18 protein-coding genes are annotated in these 18,960 nt (G+C 49.3%); 3 read left to right on the top strand and 15 right to left on the bottom strand.

Annotated elements, in window-relative coordinates:
- Window positions 1-32: 32 nt before the first annotated feature.
- The gene (locus tag GK091_RS27825) at window positions 33-917 is read left to right on the top strand and encodes a sugar phosphate isomerase/epimerase family protein (protein WP_164044017.1); all 885 of its coding nucleotides are present in this window, start codon (window positions 33-35) and stop codon (window positions 915-917) included.
- Here the strand turns inward: GK091_RS27825 and GK091_RS27820 are convergent.
- The 6 genes from GK091_RS27820 to GK091_RS27795 all read right to left on the bottom strand — a co-directional run bounded on the left by GK091_RS27820 (window position 914) and on the right by GK091_RS27795 (window position 7,344).
- On the bottom strand, window positions 914-1,849 hold the full coding sequence (locus GK091_RS27820) for a phosphatase PAP2 family protein (RefSeq protein ID WP_164044016.1): 936 nt from the start codon (window positions 1,847-1,849) through the stop codon (window positions 914-916). The genes GK091_RS27825 and GK091_RS27820 overlap by 4 nt on opposite strands.
- A gap of 35 nt (window positions 1,850-1,884) precedes the next feature.
- Window positions 1,885-3,174 carry a DUF4833 domain-containing protein gene (locus GK091_RS27815; protein WP_164044015.1) on the bottom strand — a complete coding sequence of 430 codons (1,290 nt, stop codon included), beginning with the start codon at window positions 3,172-3,174 and terminating at the stop codon, window positions 1,885-1,887.
- Window positions 3,175-3,193: 19 nt separating this feature from the next.
- The gene (locus GK091_RS27810) at window positions 3,194-5,764 is read right to left on the bottom strand and encodes a DUF5686 and carboxypeptidase-like regulatory domain-containing protein (RefSeq protein WP_164044014.1); all 2,571 of its coding nucleotides are present in this window, start codon (window positions 5,762-5,764) and stop codon (window positions 3,194-3,196) included.
- Window positions 5,761-6,138 carry a GtrA family protein gene (locus GK091_RS27805; RefSeq protein WP_164044013.1) on the bottom strand — a complete coding sequence of 126 codons (378 nt, stop codon included), beginning with the start codon at window positions 6,136-6,138 and terminating at the stop codon, window positions 5,761-5,763. The genes GK091_RS27810 and GK091_RS27805 overlap by 4 nt, the downstream gene beginning before the upstream one ends.
- A gap of 6 nt (window positions 6,139-6,144) precedes the next feature.
- A complete protein-coding gene (locus tag GK091_RS27800; RefSeq protein ID WP_164044012.1) occupies window positions 6,145-6,591 on the bottom strand; it encodes a phosphatidylglycerophosphatase A family protein in 447 nt (148 codons plus the stop codon).
- Window positions 6,592-6,870: 279 nt separating this feature from the next.
- Window positions 6,871-7,344, bottom strand: coding sequence for a MarR family winged helix-turn-helix transcriptional regulator (locus GK091_RS27795; RefSeq protein WP_164044011.1), 474 nt, complete (start codon window positions 7,342-7,344; stop codon window positions 6,871-6,873).
- Between the two features lie 808 nt (window positions 7,345-8,152).
- Here GK091_RS27795 and GK091_RS27790 point away from each other — a divergent pair.
- Window positions 8,153-9,025 carry a PfkB family carbohydrate kinase gene (locus GK091_RS27790; protein WP_164044010.1) on the top strand — a complete coding sequence of 291 codons (873 nt, stop codon included), beginning with the start codon at window positions 8,153-8,155 and terminating at the stop codon, window positions 9,023-9,025.
- A gap of 610 nt (window positions 9,026-9,635) precedes the next feature.
- On the opposite strand, the gene GK091_RS27785 is transcribed toward GK091_RS27790, so the two are convergent.
- Entirely contained in the window at window positions 9,636-9,992 is a 357-nt protein-coding gene (locus GK091_RS27785; RefSeq protein WP_164044009.1) for a hypothetical protein, read from the bottom strand.
- Window positions 9,993-10,136: 144 nt separating this feature from the next.
- Window positions 10,137-10,796: a DUF6624 domain-containing protein gene (locus tag GK091_RS27780; protein WP_164044008.1), complete on the bottom strand. Its 660-nt coding sequence runs from the start codon at window positions 10,794-10,796 to the stop codon at window positions 10,137-10,139.
- 639 nt (window positions 10,797-11,435) lie between these two features.
- Between GK091_RS27780 and GK091_RS27775 the strand changes: the two genes are divergently transcribed.
- Complete coding sequence (locus tag GK091_RS27775; protein WP_164044007.1) at window positions 11,436-11,834, top strand: T9SS type A sorting domain-containing protein; 399 nt, start codon at window positions 11,436-11,438, stop codon at window positions 11,832-11,834.
- 428 nt (window positions 11,835-12,262) lie between these two features.
- On the opposite strand, the gene GK091_RS27770 is transcribed toward GK091_RS27775, so the two are convergent.
- From GK091_RS27770 to GK091_RS27740, 7 genes are all read right to left on the bottom strand, one after another.
- On the bottom strand, window positions 12,263-13,777 hold the full coding sequence (locus GK091_RS27770; protein WP_164044006.1) for a carboxypeptidase regulatory-like domain-containing protein: 1,515 nt from the start codon (window positions 13,775-13,777) through the stop codon (window positions 12,263-12,265).
- A gap of 47 nt (window positions 13,778-13,824) precedes the next feature.
- Window positions 13,825-15,234 (bottom strand): CsgG/HfaB family protein, encoded by a 1,410-nt coding sequence (locus tag GK091_RS27765; RefSeq protein ID WP_164044005.1) that lies wholly within the window; start codon window positions 15,232-15,234, stop codon window positions 13,825-13,827.
- A 31-nt stretch (window positions 15,235-15,265) separates the two neighbouring features.
- Entirely contained in the window at window positions 15,266-15,685 is a 420-nt protein-coding gene (locus tag GK091_RS27760) for a curli production assembly/transport component CsgF (protein ID WP_164044004.1), read from the bottom strand.
- Window positions 15,686-15,722: 37 nt separating this feature from the next.
- A complete protein-coding gene (locus GK091_RS27755) occupies window positions 15,723-16,244 on the bottom strand; it encodes a CsgE family curli-type amyloid fiber assembly protein (RefSeq protein WP_164044003.1) in 522 nt (173 codons plus the stop codon).
- Between the two features lie 9 nt (window positions 16,245-16,253).
- Window positions 16,254-16,850 (bottom strand): hypothetical protein, encoded by a 597-nt coding sequence (locus GK091_RS27750; protein ID WP_164044002.1) that lies wholly within the window; start codon window positions 16,848-16,850, stop codon window positions 16,254-16,256.
- A gap of 74 nt (window positions 16,851-16,924) precedes the next feature.
- The gene (locus GK091_RS27745) at window positions 16,925-18,319 is read right to left on the bottom strand and encodes a hypothetical protein (protein ID WP_164044001.1); all 1,395 of its coding nucleotides are present in this window, start codon (window positions 18,317-18,319) and stop codon (window positions 16,925-16,927) included.
- A gap of 35 nt (window positions 18,320-18,354) precedes the next feature.
- Window positions 18,355-18,753 (bottom strand): curlin repeat-containing protein, encoded by a 399-nt coding sequence (locus GK091_RS27740; protein WP_164044000.1) that lies wholly within the window; start codon window positions 18,751-18,753, stop codon window positions 18,355-18,357.
- Between the last annotated feature and the right edge of the window lie 207 nt (window positions 18,754-18,960).

Raw genomic sequence — 18,960 nt, 5'->3', positions numbered from 1 at the left:
ACCCTGTTTTCTGACACTTATTTCTCTTTTCTATGACGTTGCCAACGGAATCACGAGTATCCCAATTTTCACCCATTGGATTTAACGTATTGGCCTGGACGGCTGCTATGTCGGATAAATTAAATCCGATCGCCGAGCGGCTCAAAACCATCGGTTACGATGGCGTTGAATGCTTCATTGATAACAGTGACGTAGCTGCTTACCAACAATTTGGTGCTCACTTACAGCAACTCGGCCTGCAAAGTACCTGCGTGATGGTAGTTGGACCCGATACCAACCCAGTTAGTGATTCCGCCAAAATCCGGGAACAGGCCGTCGACTTTTTGAAAGGTGCCATTGACCGCGCTCACGCCATGAACGCTACGGTTATCTGTGGTCCCATGCATTCTGCATTTGCCACCTTTAGCCGACGTGAACCCCAGCCGGACGAATACGCACACAGCGCCGACGTGCTTCATGCCGCCGGAGAATACGCCAAGCAGGCAAATATTGTGCTGGCTCCTGAAGCTCTTAACCGCTTTGAGTGCTATCTCTGCAATACGATGGAGCAACTAGCCAATCTGGTACGTATGGCTGATCATCCGAATGTTCGGGCCATGTTCGATACGCACCACGCCAATATGGAAGAAAAGCAGTTTCCGAAGGCGATTCAGACCATTGCGCCCGTCCTGGCCCATGTACATATCAGCGAAAACGATCGCGGAACACCCGGTGATGGGCACATTCCTTGGGATGATACGTTCCAGACCTTGGCAGAAATCAATTACACAGGCTGGATGACCATTGAAGCGTTTACCCGGAATGACATTGACTTCGCCAACTCGATCAACGTCTGGCGAGAATATAACGATCCCTGGGACATTGCCGAAAATGGGCTTACATTCATCAAGACCATGCAGGCGAAATTTGTCAGCTAGGTCGTCAGCGACACCATCCACCTAATGAAGCTTTTCAGCCAGTTTGTTTTGCGCAACTGGCTGAAAATCGCAAAGCCAAGAAGTGCACACGTAACACCACCGGCGACATCCAGAACGTAGTGATGACTTGTGTAGACGGCTGAAAACCAGATGCCTGCTACGATAATGGCGAACACAACGTTGACCAGTCCCAACCGTTTCTTCAAGCCATAGTACAGCACGATGACCGGGTAGGAGGAATGTAACGAAGGCATTGCCGCAAACACGTTCGAGCTTTTGGCGTATATGGAAGCAAACGTCGAGGTGCCGAAATAGTGGTCGAAATTAGCCAGGCCCGCCGTGTTACCAGGTGTATTCGGGTGAAAGGCAAACCCGTACGTTTGTACGTACCAGGGTGGTGCCGCCGGATAAAGATAATACCCGACGAAGCCAATCAGATTGACCAGCACAAACGTCAGCGAAAACGAGTAGAAAGCGGTTTTGTCGGTATAAAACAGGTACGTGCCGAACAGCAGCGGGACCGGAATCCAGGTTAGATAGAACAGACCCGTTACGATATCTAGCAGCGTTGTCCGGTGAACCAGCCAGTATTCATTGGGTGTCAGTACCATCGATCCGCTGGGTATGCCAAACAGCTTTTTTTCCAACAGGTACAGGGACTCGATATGGACCGAACTATAGTGGTAATTCGGGAACGCCTTCATGTAATCGAAAACGATCCAGTACACCAGGAATATTGAAAAGCCGATGACGTACTTGCGGGTAAAGTCCGAGGCAAAATACAGAACGTTGACCAGGGCAATCAAAAAAAGCTGGTCGGGTTTGTAGCCAACCAGCGCAAACGACAGCAGCATATAGCCAATCGAAGCCAGGGTCAGTCGTAAAATCTGCTGCTGAATAGGTAGTGCTGTACTAGGGGGATTGGGTGTCATTGTATGCGTGTACCGTGCCGACTGACGATACGTTTTTAAACCATAATGCGCTCGACTGTACTCTCTCCGGTCGATGCATTGATGCCCTCAACCTGGATGTACTTTACGTTTGGCACCCACATCGTGCCGCCTTCAATATGCAGGTAAAGGCGTCTTAAAATCACTTTCTTCTGGTTTACGTTCGCGTATACGTAGTAACCAGAATCACGCTCCGATTTCACCAAGCGAAGCGGAAACTTTTTGTAAGACACAAAATTCAATTCGTATTCCTCATTCGACAGGGCGCGTGCTTTGATGCCGTAAGCAAATGTACGCTGAATGTACGATAGCTCTTTTTGCTGGCTTTGTTCGGTATACCGAATCCAGAAGACACGTACCGGATCGTGTTTGTCCAACTGGCCATTTTTCAGGTTCAGCGCGCAAATGATAGTATTTGGGTTGGGGTCCCGCTGGAGATAGAACAACTGGTTCGGAACGTTTCTGGGGGTTGGGAAAACCAGTTTCGTTTTGTCCTGCTGAAGATCGTCGGATACAGCATTTGCCGCCATTGACTGGCTGACTGTACTCGCTAAAATTAAAAAAGTCAGCATCAACGTGTTCGGAAACGAGGATGGCTTTTCTTTTTGCGATAGTGCTTTTTTCGCGTCAATCAACCGATTGTAGGCCGTGATGTTGGTCATGAAAGCCATAATCGTCAACGGCAGGGTGAAAATCGACATCGTCTCGAAGATATGCACCGGAATGCCGGGTATGAATACCTTGAAATCAGGGCCGAGTACGGGAGCCAGAAAGCCACACGCTAATGCGGACACGCCAATGGTAATGACCCGTTCGGGACGCTGCATCAGTCCTCCCTTATTTTCAATCCCCAACCCCTCGGATCGGGCGCGGGTGTAGCTCACCATCATTGACCCGATCAGCGCAATAAAGGCAAACAGCGACCCGAAAAAGTAATGATGGGCGATCAGGTAATAACAAATACCCAGAAACATGATCAGTTCACTGTAACGATCCAGTACCGAATCAAAGAGTGCTCCGTATAGGGAGCTCATCTTACCCAGCCGGGCGACCTGTCCATCCAGCATATCGAACAAACCCGCGAACAACACGAGCGCCCCGGCCCAGCCAACATAACTGAAATCACCCCGGTTTCCCTGTTGCGCGCCCATAATAAAAATCAGAGCGACCCCAATATTTAAGACTAATCCTATGGTCGTGACCATGTTAGGCGTTAGTCCCAACCGGATCAGCAACCGGACAAACGGGTTGATGAGGCTATAAATGCCAAGCTGGATCTTTGTGCGAAATGGTAGTGCCTGTTGCATGATAAGTAGGCGTAATGGGTTAAAAATCGAACGTGGCGCGGGCGCGAATGCCCCACTGCGATACGTTCGGATGATCTAAATAATTAAGTCGTTTGACCAGATCGATTCGGAAAAACTTCAGCACATTGGACACGCCTGCACTGGCTTCCAGATACGGTGTCCGGTTGAGCGTATAGGTATAAGGTACGCCCGAATCATCGACCGGAAACTGGTACAATGAGGGGTGCTGGCTTGGGTCGTTCTCACTGCGTAACCCGCCGTACAAGGCTTTGAACGAAACGGCTTCACGCCATTTCAATTTCTTCAACAAAGGTATTTTGTTAAAGAAAAACCCATTGAACGAGTGGTCGATACTTAAACTGGCGTAATGATCACTGACAAATTCAAGGAAGTTCATCAGGTTATAGGAGTTCAACTGATACGCGTACGTTTGGTTTGCCCGGTGAATGGTCAAAAGCGGAAACGGGACCTGGCCGAATATATAACCACCCTGCGCCGTTACGTTCGTGTACCCGAGTTGCGAAAGAAAAAAGCGCTTACTGATGGTGCCTGTCAGGTTTTCGTAACTATAGCCACCGTGAAAAAGCCCTTTTATTCCGGATGCAAAGCGCAGTGTAAATACGGGGTAACGCCCTACGATGGGCACCCGGTAAATCTTTCCTTGGTAGAATTGCTCATTAGGAGCCCAGCGGGCTTCCACCGAAAATTCGGACGTTGTTAAAGACGGTGATGGTGTGTTCGTATCATCCCCTGGCCGCTTAAACTGGAGGGCTCCGGCTGGTGACTGCTGCCAGTTTTTGAAGCCCAGGCTATAGGAGAAGTGGTTTTCAAATTCGTGAACGTAGTCAATTCGCCAGGTGTCGTTATACAACCATTTGTCGTTGACACCCCGTTTGAAGGAAAGCAAAAAGTTGTCTTCCTGCACAAACTGAAGCTCCTGCCCCGGAATTTTTGTATCACGCTGAAAACTGGCCCGAACGTAATTTTGCGGAAACTGGTAGATAGACTTGTTGTTCAGCGAGTAAGTACCGCTCAGGAAATACTTCCAGCGCTGGTCTTTGAACCCATAAGCCGCGTAGGTTTCCGCGTAGTAGCGCTTGCTAAGCTCCGGCGTGGTGCGTCCGCCCAGCCGTAGCCGAAATCCTTCAACCGGATTGAAACTGTAAAAGGTGTTGGCCGGGCCGACTTCAAAAGGGCCAAAGGATTTATAACCAGCTAGTATAAAGGTAAATGCTTCCATCGTGCGCCGAAATGAGGGCATTCGTTTCAGGCTGTCGATGTTCGTATAAACCTTTGATTCGGCCGTTGACAGCGTATCGTGCCGGTTGGTCGACCAGAATTGTTCGGGTTTGCTGGCCGCGTCAGCAGCTACAATCTGTTCCTGCCCTTCATAAAAACTATCCGGACGCGCATCACCCGTTTTATAGTTTCGGTACGATAAGGTTCGCTGGCCGAAGATGCCGCCCCCTTTTCCTTTCGTAATGCCAAAATCGGCCAGCAGATCGCTCTTGCTCAGATAATACCGACCGTCCGTGTTCTGCTCGAATTGCAGGTGAATTTGTAAGTCGCGAACCCAGTTCAGGTTTATCCTGGGGTTTACCGACAGATTTATCTTTTGCACGGCATAATTGCTATCAAGCGTCACATACATCTTGCCTTCGAACAGCATATCGGATGTGTTGCGGGGTACGAAATTCAACCCGACCAGTTTAGTCTTATCAATTGTGATTGTATCGGCTAAAAAGTACTGGTAAAAGGTGGGCGCACTGCTGGCAATCGGGCTCAGGAACTGATTCGTCATCAGGAAAATCGAATTTGAATAAATATCGACTTTCGAGTACATCCGGTTCAGGTACAGGCTAAGGCCGTTGTTGTCGAAATACTGGCCAAAATCGACTCGTTTGTTGCCTTTAACAATGATTTTGTCCTTCTGCGGGCTTTTCCGATAGTAATGATCAGCCAGCTTTTCTTCCAGATAAACCGGCAGTAATGACTTGCCGGGCAAGGTCGTCGTATCCCGGTTGTCGAGCAGAAAACGGTATTTCTGAAAGATTTTGCGCTCGGACACTTTATTCGACAGGCTGCTTAACGAGAATTGTAGTTTATCGTATTCCTCGTAGGCTGCGTAGGCGTAATTGCCGATCTGATTCTGTTCCTTGTGGCTGATAACGTTTCGGATCAACTCGACCGCCGGGTTGTTTTTGTTCCGGTATCGCTCGCGTTTACCGCTACGGATAACGACCTCGTTCAGAAGTTGCGAATCGGCAGACAGGCTAACTTTTAACTCCTGCGAAACACCGGGCGTGATGGCTTTGATAATTGATTTATACCCAATAAACGAGATAGCTATCTGCGTAAAATTACCCGTTCCGGTCAACGTATACCCGCCCCGTTCATTGGTGGTTGTTCCGATCGTTGTACCGACGAAGACAACATTCGCGAACGGTAACGGCTGTTTATTTCCTCCGTCCGTAATAATTCCGGTAACGGTTGTGGTCTGTGCGTTGGCTAGGCTACAAATCAACAACAGCAATCCGCAAAAAAGCAGGGCTGTCCGGATTGGCGCGTAGTTGAGTAAATGGTGATTCATGACACACTAAACACAAAGTCTTTTTGAAAAAAGTAGTTGTAGCTTATGCCAACCAGAATGGATACGGTTGTTTTAGCGAGTAAATACTGTACGCCCAGCACGTGCGTTGCGGCAAAAAGCCCGGCAGCGTTGATCCCCGCATTGCCCAGCCAGACCAGAAAAAAGCGTCCAAACTGCGGGCCAAGCGGTTGGTTGTTCAACGGAAACGTCCACGTCTTAGCGACGACAAAATTCACGAGTCCCCCGCAAACGGAACCGATTAAACTTGCCGCCATAAACCAACTGTTCAACAGGTGCACACCAACGATCGTCGTCAGAAAATCGACGGCCGACGCTAGTAATGAGGTCACCTGTACTTTAAAAAATGTTTGCATGCTATTTTATAAGATACTCAGTGCTAAGGCGCTTTGCAATGTTAAATTGGCGTAAACGCCAGCCAGCACGTCGTCGAACATAACCCCCCATCCGCCACTCAGCTTTTCTACTTTCCGAATACCCAACGGCTTTGCTATGTCGAAAAACCGAAATAGGAACAGACCGATCAGAATGCTCTTGGTCGAAATCGGAATGAAGAGTAAACTGATAGACATTCCGGCTATTTCGTCGATGACGACCCGATAGCTGTCTTTTCCCCATTGTTGCTCGACTACGGTTGCCGACCAGATCCCGATCATCAATACGACAAGTGTAATCAGGACCGGGGCGAAAACGGGATAATTCATTCCCTGGGCCAGATACCAGATGCCACAGCAAACAACCGATGCTACCGTACCTCCACCTTTACGAATGTAGCCGATACCCAGGCCGGTTGCGAGTAGTTTATGCATGAACCAGTAAAAGAGTACCTATAATTTTGCTTGGTAACGTATTGAGTCGTTTCATAAGGTAGCTGCGAAAAGGAAGATTTAACAGGTATTTCAAACGTTTGTTTAAATCAACTATATAAATTGGCCGTAAAGTTCACCACCGGTAAAATTTGATCGCATATTTATTGAACGTGCCGTAGCAACAGGCCGCAAGAAGTAGTCCCATTGACCAAGTATACGATCTGGTATAGTTGTCGCTTCGTAGTAGGTTGACTTCTTATAAAACATACAGTTAATAAATCAGGACTGACTCTGTTTTAAATTGTTGATAACCCGGCGCAACACGTGCATCGCTTTTTCAAAATCGTACGCGGGTATACCCGCATTAGCGGCAACATACATGTCCTCGACCCAGGGCAGAATCGCGTTCTTTAACTGCCAGCCTTGGGGTGTCAGAAAAATAAGTTTGTTCCGCCGATCGTTGATATCCTCCTGCCTATACACAAGTTCACGGCGGGTTAGATTGTCGATCAGGTAGGTCAAGCTGGCTTTATCTTTAAGGGTTGCATTCGCAATTTCCTGTTGATTAACGCCGTCATTTTCCCACAAGTGCACGATAATTTGCAGCATTTCAAACGTCAGATCAAACTTGTGTTGCTTTAGTTTTTGCTGAACAAACTGGCGAAAGGCAACATTAACCTCACTAGCTATGCGGGCAAATTCTTTCGGTACTTCTGTCGTATTCGCAATCACCGTCGAACGCTGGTCACTCATGGATATTTATTGGTTTATTTATAAACACGTAACCATTAGATTTAGTTAAATACTTGACTAAATTTGTTCAATTAGTGTTTCCATGCCGCTTGCTATGTGCCTGATCCCTTCGTTAAATTTTCTGATTGAGTAGATCTAATCGATTGCTTAAGTACTAAAAAAGAGGCTGTTACCCTTGGTCGTTATACAATTTAGGTTGCTAGTTAAGGTGATTTTTACCTTGCCCGGAACTAGGAGTTTAGACACATTTATCCGCCATACGCAATAGCCTATGGGGATCGTTGTAAACTCCTTTCTTAAAAAAATATAGTAACCCAAAGGTAACTTGATGTCGTGTATGCCTACTTTTACAGCCTTATGAACCCTGATATTTCGATTTAATTCGATACCCAGCTTAAGCCTGATTAGCTATCTGCTTCCGTTTGTACACGCTGATGGAGTTGATCGCCAAGACCTGACAGTCTTTTTTGGAAAGCACTAAGTGGGCTTATTCTCAAGAGCTAATTTTGATTTTAGTACGAGAAGATCAGGAAAGAACGGACGAGAAACTGGAGAAAAGCTGGTTAGAACTATTGGAAGGCTGGCTTGGCTAATTACCGAATGAACGAACTAAGTTGATGACCCTGCTTTCGTGTCTCTTCTTTGTCGCCAGTCGCTTTGCTGTAAACTAGAGTTTAGTGATCAACCAGTATGAGGCTGGGCTGACAACGAAGAGCAAACTAAACGGTATTACGCGTCAGCCGATGTTTGTTCCACCATTTAGTTACGAAAGAAACGCTTCACCAATACCCTTAGATAAGTACCCATCATGCTCGATATCTGTACAATAGGACATATATCACTGGACAAGGTTGTCACAGTGCAGTCGACAAAACACATGCCCGGTGGCACCTCATTTTATTTTTCCAAGGCGCTCTTAACGAGAGACATAACGTACAAGTTGATCACGGCGCTGGCTCAGGAGCAGTATTCGGTTGTTGATGAGTTACGGGCTGAAGGTTTCGATGTGTACACGATACCGAGTAAACACAGCGTGTATTTTGAGAACGTTTACAACGCCGATCAGAATCATCGGGATCAGTACGTTTTGCAGAAAGCCTCGCCTTTCAGCCTTGACCAGATGCCGGAGGTAAGCGCCAAATTCTTTCATCTGGGACCATTACTCGCGGATGATATTCCCGTAAAGCTGATTAAAGATTTAGCCACGAAAGGAAAGGTATCGCTGGATATCCAGGGTTATTTGCGCCACGTTCGGGAGAAGCGAGTCGTTTATCAGGACTGGGCTGACAAGAAAGAGATGCTACCTTATGTCAGCATTTTAAAGGCCAATGAATTTGAAATGGAAGTGATTACAGGCCTAACCGATGCATGGGATGGCGCTCGTTATCTGGCTGATCTCGGTGTATCGGAAGTGATCATTACGCTCGGCAGTCAGGGGTCACTGGTGTTGACCGAAGGCACATTCTATCAAATCCCAGCTTTCAAGCCAGCGACTGTTGTGGATGCCACCGGTTGCGGAGATACGTATATGGCGGGCTACTTGTCGAAACGCGTTAAGGGGGCCGATGTACAGGAAGCGGGTGAATTCGGCGCTGCGATGGCAACCCTGAAAATTGGTATCTCCGGCCCGTTTTTGGGACAACCTGAGTTGGTTAAACAGCTGCTTACCCAAAGCGTTTAAGTCTGATCATCACTCACCTAAGGCAATCAGAAACGAACAAAGCGATTAAGCACAACGAGTTGCCAAGGACACTAGTGACTTGTTCTAAAATTAACCCTTTCACATAAAGCTAATTCAGAGAAAATAAAAATTCCTTTGGTAAGCTAAAGTAGCAACAGAAGTTTGGCATTGCCTCCTTAAGAGGGGTCTTTCACTAGGTACTTGTTGGTGAACTCTCGATTCCATTCGGTCAACTTATCATTGATAAATTTGAGCCTGTATTCCTCATGAGCGTCGCTTTTATAAGCTAGTACTTCGATCTGATTGTTTCGTTCATCCTTAGAGGAGGAAGACACCATATAGTTCTTTCCTAAAACCTGAATGACTTGCTCTTTGCTCATGCCAAGCCCTATTTTTCTGATATTGTCATTAGTATGCCAATTGATGTAGTTGGACGTACACGCCGTTAGCAGATAACTCAGGCAGTAAACTAATACGAAGCGTTTAACCATAATGTCAACTTGTTTTCAAGTGGGATGAACATTTCTCAGGAACTACACCACTGATAGACAACGCTAAAATCTGTACTTCTGCTATACCCGTTTTATAACTACGATTGTAACAAAGCGTGTTACTTCGATTTGAGTCGTACCCATATTTCGTTCCAGGGGTTATCAATGCCAATCAGGGTCATAATAGTATCGTCGATCTGAACTGTAAATTTGGCTGTTGACCGGACGTAACTGGCCGTATTGGGATTTGCAAATTCAACCTGTTCCGTATAGATTTTACCGTCATATGTGTAAGAACCTCCATGATGGTAGATCACTGCTCCGGTCGTCGTGTCTGCTTGAGTCAGACTCCAGCGATTGTCAAGAATAAATTTGAGCCTGCTCCCTGAAATAGGGGTATCCGTTACTTTATTTACCAACGCCCAGACGCCGACGATGTCTTTTGCTGGTTGCGTTACTGATGTAATAGAATTCACCTGGGGAGGCTTCGAACTTGAGCAGGCAGTTATCGTTAGTAAGAAACCGCAAAGTAGCGTCAATTGTATTTTCATAGAAGTCGCGAAACTGTTTTGTACGTGCTGTTACGTTAATGAGATTGAATTAATTTCTTCCGAAAGTGGTCATTTTTTAGGTAGCGACCTTTGCCGGTAGGTAACACCCATGCTTTTAGCGAAGTCTTCTACGGTATCTGTAAACCCAGCTTGTTTACGCCGTTCATTGACGTGTGCTGCATTGGCAATTGGCCAGATATAACAATCTGGCTTTTGGGTTATGGCGGAGCTACCTTGTGGAAAGTCACATCGGCCCTGCGTACCATAGATTTGTTCCTTCCCCTGTTGGACCAGCAATCTGTCCTGCATTTTGGCTACTAACGTAAAAGGCAGTTCCTTCTTTTGACCTGCCTCTTCGATCATTGGGAAATATTGTTCGATGCTTTTGGAGTGTTGAATAACGTGCCAGGCCGCTTCATTTGTTGGTTCGCCAACTAACGATTTACCGGGATAACCATACTGGCTAATAATCTCCTCAACCTTTTTCATCGTTGATGCATCAGCTGCATTCATCCTGGTGAGTATTCTAGTTTGTACTTCCTGAGAATCGTATCCTTCTGCTTTGGCCAGGGAATCCTTTTTTGCTGGTTTGGCCAGAATTTCCCGGTAAAGCTGGTCAACAGCGTAGATGCTGTCCAATGTTAGTTTAAGCGTAGCATTGACCTGCGCATGGCTGGCTATATTTACTGTAATTAATAAGAGACAGGAGAAGCTCAGCCTGGAGCGCATGGGGGGGACGTTTCAAGTTTAACCTGCTTGATAAACGAAGCTATTCACTAAACTACTGCTATTGAAACTATAAATTTAGTTATCGGTATGAACTGTCTTAATTCAGATTACCACGAGTAGTGCAATCAACTGCTATAATGGCCAGGAAGCTTCATCAAGGGTACTTTACGCTAAGTTGATGGGCTTAATCGACAAATATTTCTTACCCTCTAAAAAGGACAATTTAACCTTTTAAGAGGGCTTGTATAGGGTGAGTAATCTTGGAAAAATCGCTTAGCTCAACACGAGGACGCTTATACAACTTATCAGGTGAAAGCACAAAAATTGTCCTTACCTGATAAGACGAGTTACTCCTGGTTGACCACCTTCTGGCAAAATAGTGTGACAGCTGCTTTATTCGTCACGTTTAATCGATAGATAGAGCCAAAACCTAGTCGCTGGAAGGGCTTCTGCAATGGCTGTTTTGTGTCATAGCCCGATACCATTCCCTCAGTCGGCCTTACTTTTGACCACTCATCCAGTTGCCAGACCGTTCCGGTAGTTTGCTATACATAGTACCAGCTATAGCCTATACCTTTGATTCATCAATCGGGAACAACCCGACTCGCTTTTACATCAGAAACCAAACCATATAGGACCATGAAAACGCTCTTTAACTCTCTGCTTGTTGCGTTCACCGTTAGTTTAGTAACTGTCTCTGCTTCATTTGCCGAAACGAATCCTGGCAAACAGACGGCCCCTGCTGCCACCTATAAAACCGGCATTTATACAAACAGGGCGGGTAATCTGAATATTGCCCTCGATAAAGAAACGAAGGGTTCCGTTTCTATCAAGCTGAAAAATACGGCGGGTAAGGTCTTGTTCGACCAATACCTGGGTAAAAACGAAAAGTCAACCCGGATCAGTCTGAACATGAACGAACTGCCTGATGGCACCTATCAGCTGGAGATTTCAAACGGGGTGGACACCTCAACCCAAACCGTAACCCTGGCTACGAAGCTACCTAGTTCACCCAGTCGTCTGGTAGCCATCAACTAATACGAAGAAACAGTAAATGACGCTGTGAAACCGGTTCGGCTTACTCGCCCGAGTAAGCCGAACCGGTTTTTTAGGCTGGCTGGCTGATCACGGCTGCTGGTTCATCAGAAGCCATGTTTTCACCCCAGTCATTGATGTATTACTAACGCGATTCCAGATTGGTTAACCGTTGTTTTATCGGTATGCGTGAACAGACAGAACATGTCCAAATCAGTCTGTCGTTTAGCTTCTGTTTCATGCGCGTTCAATTCCGCTTCCCAGCTCAGTATGGGCCCAACACCAAAGCTAATGTTGAACCCGAATACAGTCGCGTTGAGCGTATCCCCACATGACGAAAGCGGTCAATGATGCGCACTAGCTGGTTAGTGAGTATACCAAGGCAATCAACGGAACTGGGGCCTAAACGACTTGATCTGCTGATGAGAAATCTATCGCCAATAGGGCATCTCCGCCTGTTGTAACAATACTTTTCGGTTGCGTCCGTCGGTATCGGCAATGTATACCGTCCGCTGATTGAGTCCCGTGTTGTCAGTATTGGTGAAAATAATGTTTCCGCCGGTGGGTGAAAAACGGGGTTCCAGATCGTTGGTACCGGCAATTTTGTTGGATTGAGTCGATCCACCAGTACTGGATTGGGCGCGCGATAAATCAGTGACCGCCGTCGAACTCAGGTCGAGCAGATAGAGCCGGGCATCGAGCTGGCGACCCTGCTCATTCTGAAAATTCGTTGAGTCGGCCGAGAAGAGAAGTTGGCGACCATTCACGGAAAAGACTGGGTTACCCACGCGGGCATCACGCCGGGTATAAACAACCCGATTGGCACTGCCGTCAGACGAGAAAACGGCCAGTTCATTGTCGTACAAATCCGTACCGGTTGTGCGGGCGGCTATGAGATTTCCCTGCGGAGTCCAGTCGCAACCGGCCCAGACGCGCCCTGTTCGGGTTCGGGAAACCACGCGTAAGCCCGTGCCGTCGGTACGGACCGCGTAGAGCCGATCATTGCTGGGATACAACAGTTGCGTGCCATCCGGCGACCAGCAGAACGACAGGTCAGCCGCCGATAAGCCTGCAATGGGGACCGTTGTTACCTGCTGTCGGTTGCTGCCATCCAGATTCATCAGGTAGAGTTGTAGCTCAGTGTCAGTGTTGGAAATAAAGGCGATTTTCTGCCGGTTCGGACTAACGATCGGTCGCCAGTTGCTGCCGCTCCGGGTGAGTTGGTTGACGGCTCCATCGGCGGTAGCGCCGAAAATCTGGAACTGACCGTTCATCCGCCGGACAAAGACGTAGCTATAGTCAGGATACAATCCCGTCTGGAAGGACCAGATCGGCCCGTTCACGGTGTTGATGCCATCGGCTGCAATGACCTGCCAGAGGTATGTTGTATTGTAATCTAACCCACTTATAACCAGAGAATCGGCTACAAGACCCGTGTAGGATGCCGTTGGTGTAGCTGCCCCCGATCGGTATAGCAGTACCGTATACGTCAGCGAGTCGCGGTTAGGGTCGGTAGCCGTCCACTTCAGGGTAAGCGTCGTCGATTGGGTAGTGCTGTTCTGGGCTGGGGCTACCAGCGTGGGCGTTGTGGGGGGGCGGTTCTGCGTTTTGTCATCGGTCAGCAGGATCGTTACAACCGGCGACGCACCGGCGGCCGGGGCTACGGTAGCCACTTCAGTGCCGTAGCCCGTTTTTGACGCCTGAAGGGTATAGCTGCCCACAATAACGCTATCGAACCGAAACAGTCCGGCCGAGTCGGTTGCTACGACCCGGTTGCCAGGCGTCAGCTTGACCGTCGCGTTGCGGATGGGCTGTTGATTAACGCTGTACAACACGCGACCCCGCACCGTAGTCAGCTGGACAGGGTCAATAAACGTATCTTCATTACAACTGAGCAGGCCCGTAAGGCCAATGAGGAGAATCAAAACGTTGGAAAAGGCTTTCATGGACGGTAGACAACGCAAAAAGGGTTGCCGATGAGGTGGGTATGAACTTATTTTCGAGGAGTAATCGGTGCTGGCCTGGGACGAAAAATACTGCCGATGTGCAGGGTGATTCCCAGCGTACCCCGGAGGTAGTAATCGTTGCGGGCGCCGGCTACGATCCCATCCAGCGCATCGGTAAACGGCTGATTATACGAGATCGTCGAGCGAAAGCCGATCAGCCCGCCCGATGAATACTGAATACCCACGCCCCCCTGCGCCTGTGCGTAGCGGTCGCCCTGCCAGTTGAACGGCGTCGTTCCCGCGCGAGACACCATTCCCCCACCAATGAACAACAGGGAGCTCCAGCGCTGAAAGGGAGTAGGCGTGAAGACCAGGTTACCTTCCAGTGATGCGATGCGGGTCGAGAAAGCGCCTTCGCTCGCCAGCATACCCGTTCCTCCGTCGATCTGTATCCCAAATTTTGACGACAAATTGACAGCTAGTGAAGCCCCGTAGGCACCCTTGATGGTGTGCCGGGCGTAGTCGCCGTAGTAGCGCATGACCCCGGCGTAAGGTTGCAGCGTGATGAGGGGCGCGTCGATTTCGGGGCGAATACCGTACACGTCGGTTTCGCTCATGCGGGTCTTCTCCGTCTGGTAAGCGTCAAGTACTTTCTTCATCGGCCCGGCCTGCTTGTCTTCAGCTGCCCACAACCCGTCGCGTACCCCTTCGATAATCAACCCTTCGACTGCCTTTTCGATGGCTTCGGTGACGGCCATTTGCCCCGGCTCAGTGGTGGTCAGCCCCGTTTCGGTTTCCAGTAGCCGCTTGAACGTTACGTACCGAAACAAACTGGCGTTGACCGTCTGCGACAGGATGGTCTTGGAAGTATAAATGGTCTTAAGAATCTTGCCGGTCTTGGTCGCTACGGCCCGCAGGTAAACCGTTACGCGGTCCTGCCGGTATTGGGTCGATCCGCCCGCGCTGAAGTATTGCAGCCCCCCGCCACCGGTGATGATGTTGGCATCATAGGAGACGACTCCGCCTTCCAGAATGATACCGGCAAAGAGGAGTGGGGGCAGGTTTTCGCCCTCCTTAAACTGAGCGACGCTGGAGCGCACAATCTTGCGTTCGTTGAGGAGATTACTCACGTTTTCGCGTTCGATGGGCACAAACCAGTTGCTTTCTTCGAGGGCTTTCAGCAGAATATTGGTCGTGCCCTGCGTGACGGCAGTGGAGAAAGTCGATCCCGTTTCAATCTGTTTGTACTGTCCCGTCAGGTCGCGGAATTTATACACAGCCGCCACAATTTTTTCCTTCGCGGGGGGCAACTGCCGCAAGGATGTTGTGGTCGGCGTTTCTTCGCCCACCCGCGCCCGGCGCGGACCCGTGGGTTGATAGAAAAATGCGGTGCAGCCGCTCAACAGGCTCACGAGGGTGGTTAACACCAGTAGGCGGGGCAGGTAATGGGTCGTCATTCAGGTTTTGTGTTGATGCGATGGGGTAAGGCTAATAATAGGGTACGGTAATTGAGGTTTCGCCCCCTTTTCCATCGACGATACGCACCACGACGCCGTTTGTACCATTGCTGATTTCGACCTGGTAGTCGCCGAAGGTGTAGGTGCCGGGTTTCAACGTGCCTTCGCCAAACTGTTTGCTGACCAGGCTGCTGGTAATTCGACCCAGAAGCTGATTTTGCAGACTTTGGGCGTAGCTGTCGAGTGAACTGGTGTTGGTCGTACTATTGGTCGTTCGTTTGTTGGCCGGGTCAGTCGTGCGGTCCTGCGCCTGCGCCGAACTGAGCATCCATGAATAGTTGAAGGTGTTTCCGCCAAAATTGGGGTTGTTGGGATGATACACGAAGCCCTGGCTGCGGGCGGCAACGCTCATTAATACGAAGGCTATCGTGAGAAGTGTAAACGTTTTCATAGGGATGATGAGAGCCGGGTAGGTTTGCTTGCACTGCTCAGAAAATGCCCGAACCGCGCTGGTCCTCGTTTTCCAGCGACTGCTGCACTTCTTTGTAGTTGATGACGTATTGGTTGATAAGTTGAGCCGCATCGAGGGCGTAAGCTTCCAGTACGTCCTGCCGGATCTGTACGTAGTTCTGCCAGATCAGCTGATCGTTGAGCGTGATGGAAATAATGCTGGTGCCACTGCCGAACGTAGGCAGCTCATCGACGGTAACCAGAAAAGCGTTCAGGTCAAGCTCCAGATTGTGTTCAACCTTGCGGGTCGAATCCGTCGGTGCGGGTAGACCGGGACCTTTGGGTAGTTCTGCGTACTGCCGGAAAAAGGCTTCGTAGAAATCCCGGCCGATTTTAGAGCGGGTGTTGTCAAGGAGAAGCGTCTCGGTGCCTTCTTCAGAAACAACGGCTTCGTTCATTGTTTCTTTGTCGAGTACCCCTTCCAGATCGGGGTCCTGCGCATAGGCAGATGCAGTCGTCAGCAATCCCCAACTTAATAATACGTAAAAAAGAAGTCGCATAGGCACTTGTTAATGTCCGATGGTCGGGCCATTTTGAATCCGGATGGTCGCGCCACCCGACTGCTCAATCTTCAGGTTTGCTACGCCCATACCCGTTGAGGTGCCGGGCGTCGCCACGCCGGGCGTCGCTACGCCGGGAACGGTCAGGCCGTCGGCGATAATCGTATTGTTGCCGTTGCGCTGAATCAGGTCGATACGGGCGTTGCTTCCCGACAGGCCCAGCAGGCTCACCACGTCGCCCCCGTTCTGACTGACCTGGAGCTGGTTGTTCGTGCCGTCGAGCCCGACTGCCAGCCGGTTACCACTCCCATTTTGATTGAGTTGGAGTTGGTTACCCTGTCCCGTCACTTGCACGGTTGCCGCGTTAGCGTTGGCGGTTTGCGTCAATTGGATCTGATTCTGTTGTCCCAGTATCGCTATGGTGGCCTGATTTCCCATGCCGGCCTGTTGTAGCAGTACCTCGTTAGCGGACGCAGCGGGCGTAGTGGCCGTACCCGTCGTTAACTGCCAGAACACCTCCGGCGAGCTGGTGGCTACAGTGGTTACAGATTGCGCCCAGGTACTATTGGCTACGCAGAGAATCAGGATCAGAATTCGCAGGAACATCGGCACAAGTCAGCAGAATAACCGTGATCGGCAGGAAACCCACCGACCACGGTTCAATTGATTACAGCTATGGATTAGTTATGACCCGTTTGCATGATCGTAGCCATGTTGCCATTACCGATCTGGCTGACGTTGGCTACGTTCGGTACGTAGTTAGAGGTGCCCGAATTCTGGGTAACGGTCAACGTGTTGTTGTTACCCTGTTGCAGTGCATATTGACCGTCGGCATCGGTACCAAGACCTTTGATGACGTTTTTATCGCCGATCTGCTGGGTAAGCGTAGCCGTATTACCGTTACCATACTGACGGAGTTTGGCCGTATTGTAGCTGTAGTCCTGTGTAATGGTCGCCACGTTTCTGTCGGAAGCCGCCATGGATGAGCTACCCTGCTGAATTTCAGCGACATCAATTCCCCCGCTCTGCGTTACCAAATCCTGTTTGATCGTTGCCTTACTGTTAGTAACGTTGTACTGGCTGATCGAAGCTCTGGATGCATACCCTTGCTGCTGAATCGTGGCTTCATTGCCAACAGCACTGTAGCCCTGGTTGATTGTTGCTACTTCATAGATGCCGTGCTGCTCAATAGTCGCTGCGTTCTGGCCGCTCAGGTTGGTCTGGTTGATCGTCGCGGTGTTATACTTGCCGCCGTAGAAACCCTTTGTATCCTGCAGGATGGTGGCTTTGTTAAAGTTCGCATCCTGCCCCTGATTTACCGTCGCTATGCCGTAGGTACCACTTTGGCTGACGTTTGCCACGTTGCTTATCGAACTTTCGTTTTGCGTAACAGTAGCGGTATTGTTGCTGGCTATCTGCGTAACAAACGCCTGGTTGTCGCGGCTGTTGGACTGTTGCAGAATTGTTGCTTTGCTGGCTGTAACCCCGGCACTGGCTGTTCCCTGATCAATTTTGGCGGTGTTACCACTCGACCGGTTCGACTGATCGATCAGCGTCTTTCCATTGGTGGAACCATACTGGTTTATTTCGCCAAAGTTTGAATAGCTGATGTCACTCTGGTTGATCGATGTCGTTTTATTGTCGCTACCCACTTGCATAATGCCAGCCCAGTTACCCTGGGCTGCTTTTACAGCAGCCGACGAGGTTCCAACCGTAACCGCAATGGCACCCGATGACAGCGCACCACTGTTGTTATTCTGGGTAATGGTGCCGACATTACCCGTTCCTGTGAGTTGTGTAACGTAACCCCGGTTTGAGTTCGATGCGTTTTTCTGTTCAACCGTGGCCTGATTGCCATTTGCACCGACCGATTCCTGGCGCGTGGCTCCGAAACTGCCGAAGTTCGTTGACGCTCCCTTATCTTGGGTGACAGTCGATTGCAGGTAATTACCATTCTGTTCCTGCATCGACGATTGGCTGTTACCGTTCTGCTGAAGCGTGGTGGTGTTGCTCTGGGCGAAACTGGCGGCTACGAAAGCCATCAGGGCTGTGCCGGTAAGGAGTACTTTTTTCATGGATTTGTTTAGTAAATTAAAATGAACGTTTGGGTTTACTGACGATTACGTCGTTTTGACGGACGTGTTTTGGTACGATTTTCAGGCACGACAGGGAGCGTGTGAATGGTATTTTCACCCGTTTCCGACAACTGATTGATTGTCGCCGTAGCCTGACCTTCCTGCGAAATCTCGACCGAATTAGGGCCGACATTGTGCTGGCTGATCGTCGTTTCGGTGCCTTTGGGCACCCGCAGGCTCACCCGGTTGCCGGGCTTACTGCTATCCGTGGTCGCACCGCCGGTCTGGCTAATGCTGACGCTGTTGCCCTCACCCGACTGGGTGACAGATGCCGAGTTGTTTCCTCCGCCGTTTTGGGTAATGCTGACGCTGTTTTGTGCAAACACGGTGGTGGCTACCAGCATGGTGAACGCAGTTAGGATGAGTTGATTCATGATTGATCGTTCGTTACAGAGTGGAAATTATGGACATGCCGCTATCGGTAATCGATAAATTGAATCGACTTTAAGTGGCTAATATTAAGTGTGTTAGATTATATTTTAGTCGGCTCGTCTGGCGGTAAAGCGGGCAATCATAAGCGTCTCGGTAGTGGATGAAGCAGAAAAAGGCAGAACCATCAAAGTCTGTATATAAGTGGATTC

It is taken from the genome of Spirosoma agri (assembly GCF_010747415.1).
Taxonomy (GTDB): Bacteria; Bacteroidota; Bacteroidia; order Cytophagales; family Spirosomataceae; genus Spirosoma; species Spirosoma agri.
The sequence above is the reverse complement of the archived record's forward strand: the minus strand, read 5'-3'. Positions and strand labels throughout refer to the sequence as shown.